At 67.0% G+C, this 16,711-nt stretch carries 10 protein-coding genes; 1 reads left to right on the forward strand and 9 read right to left on the reverse strand.

Annotation, left to right across the window (positions count from 1 at the left end; all coding sequences use genetic code 11):
- Positions 1-15: 15 nt before the first annotated feature.
- Positions 16-2,847, forward strand: coding sequence for an aminomethyl-transferring glycine dehydrogenase (gene gcvP, locus G6N68_RS13345; RefSeq protein WP_163712784.1), 2,832 nt, complete (start codon positions 16-18; stop codon positions 2,845-2,847).
- Between the two features lie 18 nt (positions 2,848-2,865).
- Here gcvP and G6N68_RS13350 read toward each other — a convergent pair whose 3' ends face one another.
- The 9 genes from G6N68_RS13350 to G6N68_RS13390 all read right to left on the reverse strand — a co-directional run bounded on the left by G6N68_RS13350 (position 2,866) and on the right by G6N68_RS13390 (position 16,477).
- Positions 2,866-4,698: a CocE/NonD family hydrolase gene (locus G6N68_RS13350; RefSeq protein ID WP_240355456.1), complete on the reverse strand. Its 1,833-nt coding sequence runs from the start codon at positions 4,696-4,698 to the stop codon at positions 2,866-2,868.
- Between the two features lie 13 nt (positions 4,699-4,711).
- Positions 4,712-6,862 carry a substrate-binding domain-containing protein gene (locus tag G6N68_RS13355; protein WP_163712787.1) on the reverse strand — a complete coding sequence of 717 codons (2,151 nt, stop codon included), beginning with the start codon at positions 6,860-6,862 and terminating at the stop codon, positions 4,712-4,714.
- 59 nt (positions 6,863-6,921) lie between these two features.
- Positions 6,922-9,132 carry a malate synthase G gene (locus G6N68_RS13360; RefSeq protein WP_163712790.1) on the reverse strand — a complete coding sequence of 737 codons (2,211 nt, stop codon included), beginning with the start codon at positions 9,130-9,132 and terminating at the stop codon, positions 6,922-6,924.
- Positions 9,133-9,373: 241 nt separating this feature from the next.
- Positions 9,374-10,471, reverse strand: coding sequence for a hemolysin family protein (locus tag G6N68_RS13365; protein ID WP_163712794.1), 1,098 nt, complete (start codon positions 10,469-10,471; stop codon positions 9,374-9,376).
- The gene (locus tag G6N68_RS13370) at positions 10,464-11,822 is read right to left on the reverse strand and encodes a hemolysin family protein (RefSeq protein ID WP_163712797.1); all 1,359 of its coding nucleotides are present in this window, start codon (positions 11,820-11,822) and stop codon (positions 10,464-10,466) included. Before G6N68_RS13370 ends, G6N68_RS13365 begins: the two co-directional genes overlap by 8 nt.
- A gap of 195 nt (positions 11,823-12,017) precedes the next feature.
- Positions 12,018-13,454: a GuaB1 family IMP dehydrogenase-related protein gene (locus G6N68_RS13375; RefSeq protein ID WP_163712799.1), complete on the reverse strand. Its 1,437-nt coding sequence runs from the start codon at positions 13,452-13,454 to the stop codon at positions 12,018-12,020.
- A 66-nt stretch (positions 13,455-13,520) separates the two neighbouring features.
- Positions 13,521-14,972, reverse strand: coding sequence for an NADP-dependent phosphogluconate dehydrogenase (gnd, locus tag G6N68_RS13380; protein WP_163712802.1), 1,452 nt, complete (start codon positions 14,970-14,972; stop codon positions 13,521-13,523).
- Positions 14,973-15,094: 122 nt separating this feature from the next.
- Positions 15,095-16,045: a M56 family metallopeptidase gene (locus tag G6N68_RS13385; protein WP_163712805.1), complete on the reverse strand. Its 951-nt coding sequence runs from the start codon at positions 16,043-16,045 to the stop codon at positions 15,095-15,097.
- 15 nt (positions 16,046-16,060) lie between these two features.
- On the reverse strand, positions 16,061-16,477 hold the full coding sequence (locus tag G6N68_RS13390; protein ID WP_069418385.1) for a BlaI/MecI/CopY family transcriptional regulator: 417 nt from the start codon (positions 16,475-16,477) through the stop codon (positions 16,061-16,063).
- Between the last annotated feature and the right edge of the window lie 234 nt (positions 16,478-16,711).

The raw sequence follows: 16,711 nt of genomic DNA on the forward strand, positions 1-16,711 counted from the left end.
TGTCAGGAGTACACGTTGTCGAAACAGTTCGCGGAGCGCCACATCGGCCTGGACGGCCAGGCCATCGAAACCATGCTCGCGGTCATCGGAGTTGACTCGCTCGACGAGCTCGCCGGCAAGGCGGTCCCAACGGGCATCCTCGACAAGCTGACCGACGCCGGAGCGGCCCCAGGCCTGGACCAGCTGCCGCCGGCCGCCAGTGAGGCCGAGGCGCTCGCCGAGTTGCGCGCCTTGGCCGAGTCCAACACGGTGGCCGTGTCGATGATCGGTCAGGGCTACTACGACACCCTCACCCCGCCCGTGCTGGTGCGCAACATCATGGAAAATCCGGCCTGGTACACCGCTTACACCCCGTACCAGCCCGAGATCAGCCAGGGCCGGCTGGAAGCGCTGCTGAACTTCCAGACCATGATCACCGACCTCACCGGCCTCGAGATCGCCAACGCGTCGATGCTGGACGAGGGCACCGCGGCTGCCGAGGCCATGACCCTGATGCACCGCGCCGTGCGCGGCTCGACCCGCCGACTGGCCGTGGATGTCGACGTATTCACCCAGACCGCCGCGATTTTGGAGACCCGGGCCAAGCCGTTGGGCATCGAGATCGTCACCGCGGACCTTCGTGACGGGTTGCCCGACGGAGAATTCTTCGGCGTGATCGCCCAGCTGCCCGGCGCCAGCGGCCGGATCACGGACTGGTCGGCCCTGGTGCAGCAGGCCCACGAGCGCGGTGCCCTGGTGGCCATCGGCGCCGACCTGTTGGCGCTGACGCTGATCACACCGCCGGGCGAGATCGGCGCTGACGTCGTGTTCGGCACCACGCAACGGTTCGGCGTGCCAACGGGTTTCGGTGGCCCCCATGCCGGATACCTGGCCGTGCACGCCAAGCACGCCCGCCAGCTGCCGGGTCGGCTGGTCGGCGTTTCCCTGGACGCCGACGGGACACCGGCGTATCGGCTGGCCCTGCAGACCCGCGAACAGCACATCCGCCGGGACAAGGCGACCAGCAACATCTGCACCGCGCAGGTCTTGCTGGCGGTGATGGCGGCGATGTACGCCAGCTACCACGGCGCCGACGGACTGAAGGCCATCGCGCGGCGCGTGCATTCTCATGCCGAAACCATCGGTGCCGCCCTGGCCTCCGCGCCCAACACAGAGTTGGTGCACGACAAGTACTTCGACACCGTCCTGGCCCGGGTGCCGGGCCGCGCCGACGAGGTGCTGGCCGCCGCCAAGGCGCAGGGCATCAACCTATGGCGCGTCGATGCCGATCACGTGTCGGTCGCCTGTGACGAAGCCACCACCGACGCCCATGTGGCGGCGGTTCTGGACGCGTTCGGCGTCACCGCCACCGATCCCACGCCCGTCGACATTGCGACGCGGACGTCGGAATTCCTGACCCATCCCGCGTTCACCCGCTACCACAGCGAGACGTCGATGATGCGGTACCTGCGCGAGTTGTCCGACAAGGACATCGCGTTGGACCGCAGCATGATCCCGCTGGGCTCGTGCACGATGAAACTCAACGCCGCCGCCGAGATGGAGGCCATCACCTGGCCGGAGTTCGGGCGCCAGCATCCCTTCGCGCCCGCCGCGGACACGCCCGGATTGCGCCGTCTCATCGCCGACTTGGAGTCCTGGCTGGTGCACATCACCGGATACGACGCCGTCTCGCTGCAGCCCAACGCCGGCTCGCAGGGGGAGTACGCGGGCCTGTTGGCGATCCACGAATACCACGCCAGCAGGGGAGAGCCGCACCGCGACATCTGCCTGATCCCGTCGAGTGCGCACGGGACCAACGCCGCCTCGGCCGCGCTGGCCGGAATGCGGGTTGTCGTCGTGGCCTGCCACGACAACGGTGACGTGAACCTTGACGATCTGCGCGCCAAGGTCAGCGAACATGCCGAGCGGTTGTCGGCGCTGATGATCACCTACCCGTCCACCCACGGTGTGTACGAGCACGACATCGCCGACATCTGCGCGGCCGTGCACGACGCCGGCGGGCAGGTCTATGTCGACGGCGCCAACCTCAACGCGCTGGTCGGCCTGGCCCGACCGGGCAAGTTCGGCGGCGACGTGAGCCACCTGAACCTGCACAAGACGTTCTGCATCCCGCACGGCGGCGGCGGGCCCGGCGTCGGACCGGTCGCGGTGCGATCACACCTGGCCCCGTTCCTGCCGGGTCACCCCCACGCTCCCGAGTTGCCGAACGGGCGTCCGGTGTCGGCGGCGCCGTACGGCTCGGCCTCGATCCTGCCGATCAGCTGGGCCTACATCAGGATGATGGGGGGAGACGGCCTGCGGGCGGCCTCCCTGACGGCGATCGCGTCGGCCAACTACATCGCGCGCCGCCTCGACGAGTACTTCCCCGTGCTCTACACCGGGGAAAACGGGATGGTGGCCCACGAGTGCATCCTGGACCTGCGCGGCATCACCAAGTCGACCGGCGTGACCGTCGACGACGTCGCAAAGAGGTTGGCGGACTACGGGTTTCACGCACCGACCATGAGCTTTCCGGTGGCCGGCACACTGATGGTGGAACCGACCGAAAGCGAAAGCCTGGCCGAGGTCGACGCATTCTGCGAAGCGATGATCGGCATCCGCGCCGAAATCGACAAGGTTGGGGCCGGCGTTTGGCCCGCCGACGACAACCCGCTGCGCAACGCCCCCCACACCGCGGAGTGCCTGCTGGTGGCCGAGTGGAACCACCCCTACACCCGGGAAGAGGCCGCCTATCCGCTGGGCAAGACCTTCCGGCCCAAGGTCTGGCCGCCGGTGCGGCGCATCGACGGGGCTTACGGTGACCGCAATCTGGTCTGCTCGTGCCCGCCGGTGGAGGCATTCGCCTGACCCCGACCGACGCGGGTCTCAGACCTCGATCACCGGAAGATCGATCCGGGAGGCATGCAGCGCGCTGCGGTAGACACGCACGGTCGGCGGTCCTCCCGGAAGGATCGCGAAATGGTGGGCGTCGGTGCCGGCGATCGCGACGCGGATTCGGTGCCCAGCGCGGAATAGGTACGACGTCGGCAGCAGATCGAACGTCAGCTCGGCGATCTCGCCGTCAACGAGCGGCCGCGCGTCGCCGCGCGTGAATGTTCGGTAGGGGACCGGCTGGCGATACGGCGGCGGCGCGTCGCTGAGCCGACGATGCACCGCGCGCAGCTGCCCTTCGGTGATATAGGTGACCCGGCTGCGTGGGTCGACGTCTTCCAGATAGACGAAGAACGTGCCGTCACTCGCCGTGGACCTCAAGAACAGCGTGATCAGCGGATGCCCGGTCACTTCGAGGGGACCGTTGAGCGGCGCGGAGGTGTAGGTCAGCAGCTTGGCGTCCTGGACGTCGCGGTCGGGATAGCGCACGTGCCCACCGATGCCCACCTGCGATTGCCAGCGGGAGTGCTGACCCGTGGACGCGGTCGGATCGACCGAGTATTCGTCGGCGGCTTCGTCGCCCTGGGATTCGGGTGGTTCCAGCACGAGTTGCTGCGCCTCGGCCAGGTAGTAGGTCCGCGTGGTGGCCGGCGGCGGCCAGGTGTCGGCCGACTTCCAGCGGTCCTCGACCATGGTGAAGTAGTGCACGGGGGGTTCGGAACCGATGCCGGTGTCGACGCCTTTGAGGTGATGGTCGAAGAACCGCAGGAGTTCGCCGTCGTGATCGAAGGCGGGCTTACGCAGCCCGCGCACCGGATCGACGTGCCAGCCGCCGGTGTGGTTCCACGGCCCCAGGATCAGGCGGCTGCCCGGGGTGGGGACGGTGAGAAACCGCTTTATCGCGGCATGCCCGTACCCGCCGTCGAACCAGCCGCTGTAGTTGTAGATGGGTGCGCCCGTCGCCGCGATGTCGCGCCAATAGTGGTGCGGACTGATCAAATCGATGGTGTGCCCCGTGGCGGCGGCGTCGTCACGGAAGGTGAGCGACGTCGCGAACTTGTGGACGTCGTAGTTGCCGCGATGGGCGGCGATGGCTTGTGCCCGCAGGGAGCGGTCACGATCGTCGTGCACCGGCTGCACACCGGTCACCGGAATTTTCGCCCACCACCCGACCACCTCGTGCAGGGCGTCGCGGTCCATGGCCTCGTTGTAGCGGCCCCACGTTTCGGTGAACCAGGTGGCGTGGATGCCGCCGGGAAACGCGATGTCGGTGTAGACGTCGAAGAGCGCAAAACAGGGGGCGATCACCTTCACCGCGGGATGCTGGTTGACCATCAGGAACTCCGCTGCCGTGCCGTCGTAGGAGTTCCCCAGCCCAGCGACCCTTCCGTCGCACCATGGCTGGCGCACGATCCAGTCGACGACTTCGGCGCCGTCCCGAATTTCGTCCGGGGACCATTCGGACTCCCGCGCCCCGAACGACGCACCCGACCCGCGCACGTCGACGTCGACCCAGGCGTAGCCCGCGGCCACGAACCGCCGCCGGCGCCGCCTGTCCGCCGTGATGTGTTGGAATGGCTTGCCACCGAGGAGCTTTCGCATCGGCTGGCGCCACTGCATGGACCGGTAGTAGCGGGTCTGGTGCAGGATCGCGGGCAGCCGCTGTCCGCTTGCCAGATCCGCGGGCAGGTAGACGTCGATGGCGATCCGGACCCCGTCGCGCATCGTCACATAGCACGACGAATAACGCATACCGCGACGTCGCAAGGATGCGCGTCCGGAGTCCGACGTGGCGTACCAGGCCGCATCCGAGCCGCTGTTTGCCATCGGAGCCAGCCGATCAGCTCAAGAAGCTGCTGACCGCCGAGGCGAGCTCAGGGGACGCCGACGTGGCCAGGTTCTGGTACCTGCCGCCGCTGAGCTTGGCCACCGCCTCCCAGGTCGCGCGGTCCGGGTCGGCGCCGAAGTCGATCACGTTGACCGCGACCGGCTTCGCCGGGTCCTGGCTGCTGCGGATGAACTCCTGCAACCCCGGCCCATCCAGGGTCCGGTCGGTATGCGGCCCGGCGGTGATCACCAGGATCGAATTGTCTTTTCCGGCACGGTAATTGGCCAGCGCTTCCTGGTAGATCAGCCGCAGCGTGGTGAACGACACCGCGCCCCCGTCGGACGAATACTGTTTGTCCAGCGCCGCCAGCAGGGCCGCCGACCGCGGCTGGCCGTTGACCTGATCCGGAAGCGGCCCGGCCGCGACCTCGGACCGCCCCTCATGGCCGTCGAACGTCCACAGCCCGATGATCGCATCGGGCGGCGCCGCCTTGATCTGATTGACAAGCGCCGCAATGACATTGGCCAACCGGCTCTTGCCGCCTTCATCGGTGGGCATCGACTGGTCGAGCATGATGGTTGCGGCCACTCCCTTTGACGGCGTGGCGATGGTGTCGGCGAGGGTGGCGCGGGTTTCGTCGTCACCGACCGACAGCGTCTTGGGCAGGTCCGGGAAATTGACGACTGAGCTGCTCGGCGGCTTCACCCCGCTCACGCGGAAGCCGGCTTTGGCCAGGTTCGCGAGCTGATCGGGCTTGCGCAGGTACCTGGAGAACGCGCTGGCCGCGGTCGCCTGCTCTTGGGACAACCACGAACCGCTGAGCAGGACGGTCGGATAGTCGGCCAGCGCGACGGGTCCCGGCGGAAGCCACGACGCCAGCTTGGTCTTGGCATCGGGCACTGCCTGGCCGCGCTGGAAGAGCTGCTGCTCGGTGGTGATCACCGCGTGCACGGGGCCGGCTGCGGCATCGTCTTTGCCGGGCTTGAGCAGCGCGTTCATCGCTTCGTCGAGGGAGTCGTTGGCGAGCTTGGGTTGCCCGCTCACCAAGCTGCGCACCGCGCCGCTGCCAGCGGTCGGTGGCGCGCCGTCGGGCGCTGAGGCGGCCGCGATGGCCTCGCCGGCCAGGAACGCGGCGTCGCCGTTGCCGGCCAGCGGCACCGCCAGTCGCAGCGACCCCCAGGGGCCGAGGTTCAACCCGGCCAGCGAATCCGGTTTCGTTTGCAGGCCGGGCAGCGCGGCCCAGTTCTGTTTGGACAAGGCCTGCTGCAACTCTGGGCGGATCGCCAACACCACCGGCGACGTCACCAGGGAACGGCTGTCGCTGATGGTCTTCTGACCGGCCGCTGCGCTGAGCCGTGCGGCAGAGATCGAGCTGCCGGGGATCCACAATCCGGGTTGGTTGCCCAGCTCGGAGGGCCATTGGCCGGCGAAGCCGCTCAACACGGCGTCGGAGTCGGCCGACTTGACCGTCACCGACACACATTTGTCGCCGACCGGGCCCGCGGTGGCGTTGTAGCCGTCGGCGAGATTCTTCACCTGCTCGACGATGGACGGGTCGGCGATCACGGCCACGCTGTCCTTGCCGCCCACGCAGTGCGCGGCCGGGTTGCTGGACCGATGAGACAAGGCGTCACCGACGAAGCGCCACACGATCACGGTGCCCACCACCACCACGACCAGGACGAGGGCGACGATGACGCCGATGCTTACTCCCCGTCGTCCGCCGGCGCTGCGGTGACCGCCCTGCCAGCCGCCGGGTTCGCGTTGGCCAGCGGCCTGGTAGAGGGGCGGGGGCGGTGGTGGCGGCTCGGCGCCTGTCGCCTCCGGGCTCTCCGGCTGCGTTCCGAAGTCGGGGTAGTCGTCGGTCTCGGAATCCGAGTATCGCGGTTCGTCGCTCGCGTAATCGCTGGAATAGTCACTCGGATAGTCGCTGGAGTAATCCCCGTATCCGGCATCGTCGGCGCGCGCATAATCGCTCGGCGCTTCGTCCGACGGAGCCGACGAAGCCGACGGGAATTCCCAGCGGTAGCCACCGTCCCCGTCGCCAGTCTCGTGCCTGCCGCCGCCCGGATCGTCGGCGAAGTCGGAGCCCGGCTCCGCAGGTTCCGCAGATTCCTCGTCAACCGGATCGTCGTCAGGGTCGGGCTTGCTGTGCCTACCCATACCGGCGGATGCGTCCTCTCCTCGGGATCCTGTCGGGGCTGCCGCCCGTCAAGGGCAGATCACGCACGGGCGCGTGCCTTAAATTCACGACGGCGGCGGTGCAGGATCGGCTCGGTGTATCCGTTGGGCTGCTGGCCGCCGGAAAGGATCAACTCCTGCGCGGCCAGGAACGCGATGCTGTCGTCGAAGTTGGGCGCCATCGGGCGGTAGTTGGGGTCACCCTCGTTCTGCTTGTCCACCAGCGGCGCCATCCGCTCCAGGCTGGCCCGAACGTCCTCACTGGTGATCACGCCGTGCCGCAGCCAGTTGGCCAGCAACTGGCTGGAGATGCGCAAGGTGGCGCGGTCTTCCATGAGCGCGACGTTGTGGATGTCGGGCACCTTCGAACAGCCGATGCCCTGTTCCACCCAGCGCACCACGTAGCCCAAGATCGACTGACAGTTGTTGTCGACCTCCTCGCGGATCTCTTCGGGCGCCCAGGCCAGATCCTTGGCCAGCGGGATCGTCAGCAACTCGTCGATGGTGGTGCGCTTCTTGCCTTCGAGCTCCCGCTGCACGGCGAACACGTCGACCTGGTGGTAGTGCATCGCGTGCAGGGTGGCCGCGGTAGGCGAGGGCACCCACGCCGTGGTGGCGCCGGCCTTTGGCTGGCCGATCTTCTGCTCGACCATGTCGGCCATCAATTCGGTCATGGCCCACATGCCCTTGCCGATCTGCGCTTTGCCGGAGAAGCCGGCGGCCAGCCCGACGTCGACGTTGGCGTCCTCGTATGCCTTGATCCACGTGGTGTTCTTCATCGCACCCTTGCGGATCATCGGACCGGCCTCCATGGAGGTGTGCATCTCGTCGCCGGTGCGGTCCAGGAAGCCGGTGTTGATGAACACGACGCGGTCCGCGGCGGCCTTGATGCAGGCCTTGAGGTTGACCGTGGTGCGGCGCTCCTCGTCCATGATCCCGACCTTGAGGGTGCCCTGCGGCAACCCGAGGACGTCCTCGACCCGGCTGAACAGCTCGCAGGTGAAGGCCACCTCGGCGGGCCCGTGCATCTTGGGCTTGACGATGTAGATGGATCCGGTGCGGCTGTTGACGTAGGGCCCGTTCGCCCCGTCGTTGTCCGAGCCGCCGCGCAGGCCGTGGATGGCGATCAGGCTGGTGAAGAGGGCATCCATGATGCCTTCGAACACCTCTGTCTCCTCGCCGTCGCCGCCGGCGACGACGATCGCGTCGTTGGTCATCAGGTGACCCACGTTGCGGACGAACAGCAGGCTGCGGCCGGGCAGGGTCAGCTCGCCGCCGTCCGGCTTGGTGTAGGTGCGGTCGGCGTTGAGCACCCGGATGAAGGTCTTGCCGTTCTTCAGGACTTCCTCGGACAGGTCGCCCTTGTTGAGTCCGAGCCAGTTGCGGTAGCCGAGAACCTTGTCGTCGGCGTCGACGGCGGTGACCGAGTCCTCGAAGTCCATGATCGTGGTGATCGCCGATTCCAGGATCACGTCCTTGATGCCGGCGCGGTCGGTGGCACCAACCTCGGACTGCGGATCGATGAGGATCTCGATGTGCAGCCCGTGGTTGACCAGCAGCACCGACCACGAGGAGGCGCCGAGCTCACCGGTGTACCCGACGAACTTCTCCGGGCTGGCCAGTCCCGTGGATTCGGCATCGAGTGCGATCTGCAGTTGGCCGTCAACGATGCTCAGACCCGTCGCATCCGCCCAGGAACCGGACGCCAACGGCACGCTCTGGTCGAGGAAGTTGCGGGCGTAGGCGATCACCTTGTCGCCGCGGACCTTGTTGTAGCTCGAGCCCTTCTCGGCGCCGTCATCCTCGGGAATGACGTCGGTGCCGTAGAGGGCGTCGTAGAGGGAGCCCCAGCGTGCGTTGGCCGCATTCAGCGCGAACCGCGCGTTCAGTATCGGCACCACCAGCTGCGGACCCGCGGTCGTGGTGATTTCGTCGTCCACGCCCGACGTGGTGATGGTGAAGTCGTCGGGCTCAGGTTGCAGGTAGCCGATGTCGGTGAGGAGTTGACGGTAGGCGTCCGGGTCGAAGGTGTCGAGCACATGGTGCCGGTGCCACTTGTCGATTTGGGCCTGGAGTTCGTCGCGGATGTTCAGCAGCGCCTGGTTCTGCGGAGTTAAGTCGGTGACTACCTTGTCGACGCCGGCCCAGAAGCTGTCCGGGTCGATGTTGGTGCCCGGCAGCGCCTCGTTGTTGACAAAGTCGTACAGCACCCGCGCGACGCGCAAGTTGCCCGTCGCAACCCGTTCAGTCATGGTTCTCCTCCGTTTATGGCCTGGTACGGCCTCCGCTGCTGCCCCCACTGGCTACGTCCTCAGCCTACCGACGGCAGCGTGACGAGCCTATCCGGCCGACCTGCAACAGCAGGTCACGGCGCGCCCAGGGGTCGCCGCGACGCGGCTGGGGACACCGCCGTAAGGCCGCTGGCAACTCGTTGCGATGCCATGGGGCTGTCGGCCATGAAAACGGCCCAGAAGATCATACGGGCTGCCGAGTTCAGGCTGGGGACTGCCCGTCGTGCATTGCGCCGACCAAGTCCTCTACCAGGTCCTCCAACGCGACCATGGCCACGACATTTCCGGTGGCGGTCCCAGGGGTCTTGGAGGTGGTATCGGCCCCGGCTGGCGCGTCCTCCGTCACCAGGGCTAGATGACTGTTGGTGCGTCGCATGCGCGAAAGTGCGTCGACGAGTCCCAGTGACCTCGGAAGTCGCGGCAGTGGCCGCACCACGGACAGGTCGATCACCGCGTTTGGATCATCACCGAGGGCCAACATGTCCTTGATGTGCAGATACCCGAGATAAGCGCCGTCGATGTCCACCACGGGGAACCGAGAGAAGTTGGTCTGCGCCAGGGCCTCTTCCACGGCGCCGATCGTCGGACCGGCGCCGGGCGCACTTACCGGGATGGACCGGATGTTGGTCAGCGGCACGGCGACATCCGCGACCAGCCGGGTACGAACCCGCAGGGCCCGCGTCAACCGTGTGTGCTCCTCGCTGTCGAGCAAGCCCTCGGACACCGATTCGGCAATCATCTCGGAGAGTTCGGCCGTGGAAACGGCGCTGTCGAGCTCGTCTTTGGGCTCTACCCCACAAACCCGGAGGATCAGCTTTGCGGAGTTGTCATACAGCGCGATGAACGGGCCGGCCGCGCGCATGTAGACCAGATAGGGCGGGATCAGCAGCATTGCCGCCTTCTCCGGGCCGGCGATGGCGATATTCTTCGGCACCATCTCGCCCAGCAGCACGTGCAGGATCACCACAATCCCGAGCGCCACCACAAACGACAGCGGATGCAACAGTGCCGGAGGAATGCCGACCAGGTCCAACACCGGATCGAGCAGGTGGGCGATCGCCGGCTCGCCGACGCGCCCGAGCAGGATCGAGGCGACCGTGATCCCCAACTGAGCACCGGTGAGCATGAGGGAAAGACGCTCGCCCGCCCGGATAACCGTGCGAGCGCGCGCCTTGCCCTGCTCGGCCAGCGCCTCGAGTCGGTCACGGCGCGCCGCGATGAGTGAGAACTCCGCGCCGACCAGAAACGCGTTGGCCCCGATCAACACCACCGCCAGAATTACCGCCAACCAGTCACCCATCGGCCGGTTCCTCCTCATCCTGCTGCTGGGTGAGCTCAAGCAAGTCGATGCGGTGGCCGTCCATCTGCACCACGGTGGCCTGCCAGCGCACCGACTCGTCGGGCAGGCTGTCCGGGTCGAAAGTGGGCAGCATTACCTGTTCGCCGGGGACGGGGATGTGGCCGAGTTCGCGCAGCACCAGCCCGCCGATCGTTTCGTAAGGGCCCTCGGGGGCGCGGTACCCGGTTGCGTTGGCTACCTCGTCGATGCGCAGCAGCCCCGAAACCCGCCATCCGCCGCCAGCCACCACCACGTCCGGCGTCGCATCGTCGTGCTCGTCTCGGACGTCGCCGACGATTTCCTCCACCAAGTCCTCGAGGGTGACCAGGCCCGCGGTCCCGCCGTATTCATCGACCACCATCGCGATCTGGAGTTGGTCGGACCGGATCTCCGCCAGGACCGCGTCACCGTCGAGCGTGGACGGCACGACCGTCGCCTTCGTTGCGAGGCGTGTCAACGGCATGCGCTCGCGCTCGGCAGGCGGAACTTTGAGGGCCTGTTTGACGTGCACCATGCCGACCGTCTCGTCGAGGTCACCACGCACGAGCGGGAACCGTGAATGCCCGGTGGCGGCAACCGCTGCGACCAGGTCGGCGACGGTGTCGTCAGTCTGCAGCGCGACGATCTTGGAGCGCGGCGTCATCAGTTCCTCAGCCGTGCGAGCGCCGAATTGCAGCGACCGGTGCATCAGCGACGCCGTCGCGTCATCCAGGGAACCGCTACGGGCGGATCGGCGCACCAGCGACACCAACTCTTGTGGGCTACGCGCCGATCGCAATTGCTCGGCCGGCTCGGTGCCCAACCGCCGCAAGATCCAGTTCGCCGTACCGTTCGTCATATGAATAACCGGCGTGAAGAGCAGGGAGAACATCCACTGCGGCAGCACGACGGCGCGGGCGGTCGGCAATGGGCGCGCGACCGCGAGGTACTTGGGAACGAGCTCACCGAACACCATCGACAGCGAGGTCACGATCGCCAGCGTGAGGAACGTCGTGATCGCTTCGGCGAGCCGATCCGATATTCCAATTGCACTCAGCCCTAGGTGCGGTACTGCGGCCACCAACGGTTCGGTCAGGTAGCCGGTAGCCAGCGTGGTGACCGAGATGCCTACCTGAGCACCGGAAAGTTGAAACGACAACCTGCGGTGGGCACGTCGGATGAAGCGGTCCCGACCCGAGCCTTCTCGTGCATTGGCCTCGACCGTGCTGCGGTCCAGGGCGGTCAGCGAGAATTCCGCCGCGACGAACACCGCGGTGCCAAAGGTGAGGGCCAAGATGGCCAGCACGCTGACCACGGTGCTGGAGTGGTTCATGCGTGCGGATATCGCGATCTGTGGGGGACTGGTGCGGATGGCTGCTCACCGTGGGGGTCCACCCCGGAAGCCCCCCGCAAACTCAGGGCCTCGGCGGGTGCCTGCGGCACGTCATCCCTTTCTCTAAAGCCCGCGCGCGCGTTACCGCGGGATTTGGAAGGTTTCATGCTACCGAAGGGGTTTGCGACGACTTCGTCACCAGCCAGCAGGCAGGGGATGACCTTCGGCGAATCCGGCCGTCGTCTGCACCCCGACGACGGCGCGCTCGTGTAGCTCCGCCAGATTCGAGGCGCCGACGTAGGTGCATGTGCTGCGCACGCCGGAGCAGATGTGGTCGATCAGGTCCTCGACCCCGCCGCGGTCCGGATCGAGGTCCATCCGCGAACTGGAGATCCCTTCTTCGAACAACGCCTTGCGGGCCCGGTCGAAGGGGCTGTCGGCGGTGGTTCGCGCCACCACGGCACGCTTGGAGGCCATGCCGTAGCTCTCCTTGAACGGCTGGTCGTTGCGATCGCGCATCAGGTCACCGGGCGACTCGTAGGTGCCGGCGAACCACGAGCCGATCATCACGTTCGACGCGCCCGCCGCCAGCGCCAAGGCGACATCACGGGGATGCCGGATGCCGCCGTCCGCCCACACATGGCCACCGAGTTCGCGTGCGGCCGAAGCACATTCGAGTACAGAGGAAAACTGCGGGCGGCCGACGCCGGTCATCATCCGGGTCGTGCACATCGCGCCGGGGCCCACCCCGACCTTCACGATGTTCGCCCCGGCTTCGATGAGATCCCTCGTCCCCTCAGCCGACACCACATTGCCCGCGGCCAGTGGCACACCCAGGCCGAGCGATGCGACGGTCTGGATCGCCTCCAGAGTGCGCACCTGGTGTCCGTGCGCGGTGTCGATGACCAACACGTCAACTCCGGCTTCGACCAGCGCCTGCGCCCTGGCGCCCACGTCGCCGGTGATGCCGACGGCCGCGCCGATCCGCAGCCGACCCTTGCTGTCGGTGGCGGGCGTGTATATCCCGGTGCGAACCGCCCCGGTTCGAGTGAGCACCCCGGCCAGTGTGCCGTCGGCGGCGGTGACCACCGCGACGTCGATGGGCGCATGCTCGAGCAGGTCGAAGATCTTGCGGGGTTCGGTGCCTACCGGCGCGGTCACGAAGTCCGTCATGGCGATATCGCGCACCCGGCTGAAGCGGTCGACGCCGACGCAGGCCGATTCCCGCACCAACCCGATCGGGCGACCTTCGAACACCACCACCGCGGCGCCGTGGGCCCGCTTGTGGATCAGCGCGATCGCGTCGGATACCGAGTCGTCGGGGGCCAGCATGACCGGGGTGTCGAGCACCAGGTCGCGGCTCTTGACGAACTCCACGGTCTGCTGCACCGCCGGGATGGGCAGATCCTGCGGCAGGATCACGATGCCGCCGCGGCGGGCAACCGTCTCGGCCATCCGCCGCCCCGCCACTGCCGTCATGTTCGCGACCACCACCGGAATGGTGGTGCCGGACCCGTCGGCCGTGGACAGGTCGACGTCGAAGCGCGACGCGACCTCGGATCGGTTCGGCACGATGAACACGTCGTTGTACGTCAGGTCGAACCCGGGCCGATGCCCGTCCAGAAACCTCATCTGCGCTGCACGCTCACACTGTTGTCGGGGGATATCAGGGTCGTCTCCCACCCATTGTCAGGCTTGTCAGGCCGAGACCTCGCTTCGGTCGCCGCTCCATAACGTGTGGAACTTGCCCGGCTCGTCGATCCGCCCGTAGGTGTGCGCCCCGAAGAAGTCACGCTGGGCCTGAGTGAGGGCCGCCGGCAACCGTTCGGTTCGCAGCGCGTCGTAGTAGGACAAGGCGGAAGAAAAGCCAGGGGTGGGGATACCCAGTTGCGCTCCCGTGGACACCACGCGACGCCAACTGTCGATCGCCGCTTCGACGGCGCTGCGGAAGTACGGCGCCGCGATCAGGCTGGCCAAATCGGGTTCGGCGTCGAATGCTTCCTTGATGCGGTTGAGGAATTTGGCCCGGATGATGCACCCGCCGCGCCAGATGGTCGCGAGATCGCCCGGGGTGATGTCCCAGTTGAATTCGGCGCTACCCGCCTGAATGTGGTTGAAGCCCTGCGCGTAGGCGACGATCTTGGAGGCGTACAACGCCTGACGGACGTCCTCGGTAAACGTCTTGCGGTCGGTCGGTTTGTCGCCCAACTTGCCCGAGGCCAGGCCGATGGTCGCCTTGCGCTGCGCGACGGAGCCGGACAGCGCCCGCGCGAACACTGCCTCGGCGATACCGGTGACCGGCACGCCCAGATCCAGGGCCGACTTGACGGTCCAACGGCCCGTTCCCTTTTGTTCGGCTTCGTCCAGGATGACGTCGACCAGGGGCTTGCCGGTCTTGGCGTCGGTCTGGCGGAGCACTTCGGCAGTGATTTCGACCAGGTAGCTGTCCAGGTCGCCCTTGTTCCATTCGGCAAAAACGTCGGCGATTTCCGGTGCGCTCATGCCCAGGCCATCACGCAGCAATTGGTACGCCTCGCCGATGAGCTGCATGTCGGAGTACTCGATGCCGTTGTGGACCATCTTGACGAAGTGCCCCGAGCCGTCCGGCCCGATGTGCGTGCAGCACGGCACGCCGTCGACGTGGGCGGAGATCTCCTCGAGCAGCGGGCCGAGCGACTTGTAGGACTCGGCCGGCCCGCCCGGCATGATCGACGGGCCGTTGAGGGCGCCTTCCTCGCCGCCGGAAATTCCGGCGCCGACGAAGTGCAGGCCACGCTCGCGCATCGCCTTCTCGCGTCGGATGGTGTCGGTGTAGAGGGCGTTGCCGCCGTCGATGATGATGTCGCCCTCTTCCATGGCATCGGCGAGTTCGTTGATGACGGCGTCGGTGGGATCGCCGGCCTTGACCATGATGATGACCCGGCGCGGCTTTTCCAGTGCCGCAAGGAATTCCGGAATCGTCTCGCTGCGTACGAAGTTGCCCTCGGAGCCGTGCTCGTTGAGCAGCGCGTCGGTCCTGGCGACGGACCGGTTGTGCAACGCGACGGTGTAGCCGTGCCGGGCGAAGTTTCGGGCGAGGTTGGAACCCATCACGGCCAGGCCGGTGACGCCGATCTGGGCGGTCGCAGTCTTCGAATCCGACGAACTCATGTCCTGCCTCTCAGTTGGGCATCTCAACGCTGACTTCAACAGCGGGGTTGACGGGATCTACGGGGACAACGAGAACACTGTGGCACAGGGCGTGAGCGCGCTCCAACGGAGTTGCTTCCCGATCAGAGGCTGAACAGCCGCTGCAGTTCCGTCAGCCACGGTACGGCCAACGCGATCGTGGGCACTACCAGTACCGCGGCCGCGGCCAGATACGCCATTACCGACAGCAGCAGGCTGTTGCCCTTGCCGGACAGCCGCCGCACCCGCAGCACCGTGCTGGTTCCGCCCGCGGCCAGGGCGCCCGAGGGCGCTCGACCGGACGCGCAGGCGACCAGGGCGCGGGCCAGTGGAGTGCGCCCGGTCGCGCGGACGGCGGCGTCGTCGGCCAGGAGTTCCACGAGGAGCTGCACCGCGCCCAGCGCATTGGCGCTGCGTACCAGGCGAGGGAAGGCGGCATGCAGTGCGGTGAAAGCCTCCAAGACGAGGTCGTGGCGGGCGCGCAGGTGCGCGCGCTCGTGGGTGAGGATGGCCGTAACCTCGGCATCGGACAGCGTCGTCAGCGTGCCTTCGCTGACCACCACCCGGCTACGTACGCCGGGCAGACAATAGGCAAGAGGTTGCGGCACCTCCAGGACCCGCAGGTCACGGCTGTTGCAGCAGGGATGAAGGAGGGGCACTTCGTGCCCGACGCCGACGAGGTCGACCACCATGCGGTGATGGGCGCGCCGCCGCCGCGTGGCAATGGCGACCCGCACCAGCGCCACCGCGAGTCGGACACCCACCAGCACCGTGAGCGCGAAGACCGCGATGTAAGCGACCCATAGGGGCCAGCCGAGCCGTCCCGCGTCACCGACGATTCCGGCCGTGTGGTGCCCGTCCGGGCCGGGCATCAGCAGCCGACTGGCCAGTGCGATACCGGCACTGAATGTCGAGAGGGCGGCGGCCAAGGCGATGGCCTGCCACAGCACCATCGCGGCCCGCGGCGCGCGCAACGGCCACGTCGCTCGTGCTAACAAGGCCGGAGCCGGACCGGCCAGCAGCACCGCGAGGATGGTGAAGGCCAGCGCGGACACGCTGCTTAGTCTCCCTTAGTCCTCCGCTGGAGGTCCAGCAGATGATGAATTGCGGTTGGTTGCTTCTAGTTCAGCAAGTGCTCGTCTTAGCGCATCAGCCTCGTCGGCGCCAACTCGCTCGACAAAATGCACCAAGGCGGCCTGCCTACCGCCGGGGTCCTCGGCCTGCGCCAGCGCGTCGACCATCAGGCCGGCAACGAGTTCGTCGCGCCCATGCACGGGGGCGTAGCGGTGGGCGCGGTCGTCCCGGATCTGGGAGACCAGGTTCTTCTTGGCCAACCGTTGCAGGACGGTCATCACGGTCGTGTATGCGAGGTCGCGTTGCGCCGACAACGCTTCGTGTACCTGGCGGACGGTCTGAGGTTCCGGGGTGGACCACAGGTGGTCCATCACGGCGCGTTCCAGATCCCCCAGGCGCGTCAGTTTGGCCATAGCTCTTTCAACTCCATCTGCTCAATAGCATTGAGTCCAGCGTACTCCCGCTTACTACTTACTGTCGTAAGCAAGCGCGTCCCAGTTCCCCGAAATGCAGGTAAGAGCGTTGCGAGGCGGCCTTGTGACGGTCGTCATAGCAAGGTTCCCCCTGTGCCGCCAGGCGTGACACGAGATAACCCTACCCTCAAGACCCTTGCTAAATTAGGGCAGCCTTGCCTATGCTGAACTCGG

Source organism: Mycobacterium bourgelatii (genome assembly GCF_010723575.1).
Taxonomy (GTDB): domain Bacteria; phylum Actinomycetota; class Actinomycetes; order Mycobacteriales; family Mycobacteriaceae; genus Mycobacterium; species Mycobacterium bourgelatii.

Excerpts from the sequence above, each read along its gene's own strand:
- G6N68_RS13350 (WP_240355456.1), bottom strand. The coding sequence starts at position 4,698 with ATGGCAAACAGCGGCTCGGATGCGGCCTGGTACGCCACGTCGGACTCC.
- G6N68_RS13355 (WP_163712787.1), bottom strand. The coding sequence starts at position 6,862 with ATGGGTAGGCACAGCAAGCCCGACCCTGACGACGATCCGGTTGACGAG.
- G6N68_RS13360 (WP_163712790.1), bottom strand. The coding sequence starts at position 9,132 with ATGACTGAACGGGTTGCGACGGGCAACTTGCGCGTCGCGCGGGTGCTG.
- G6N68_RS13365 (WP_163712794.1), bottom strand. The coding sequence starts at position 10,471 with ATGGGTGACTGGTTGGCGGTAATTCTGGCGGTGGTGTTGATCGGGGCC.
- G6N68_RS13370 (WP_163712797.1), bottom strand. The coding sequence starts at position 11,822 with ATGAACCACTCCAGCACCGTGGTCAGCGTGCTGGCCATCTTGGCCCTC.
- G6N68_RS13375 (WP_163712799.1), bottom strand. The coding sequence starts at position 13,454 with ATGAGGTTTCTGGACGGGCATCGGCCCGGGTTCGACCTGACGTACAAC.
- gnd (WP_163712802.1), bottom strand. The coding sequence starts at position 14,972 with ATGAGTTCGTCGGATTCGAAGACTGCGACCGCCCAGATCGGCGTCACC.
- G6N68_RS13390 (WP_069418385.1), bottom strand. The coding sequence starts at position 16,477 with ATGGCCAAACTGACGCGCCTGGGGGATCTGGAACGCGCCGTGATGGAC.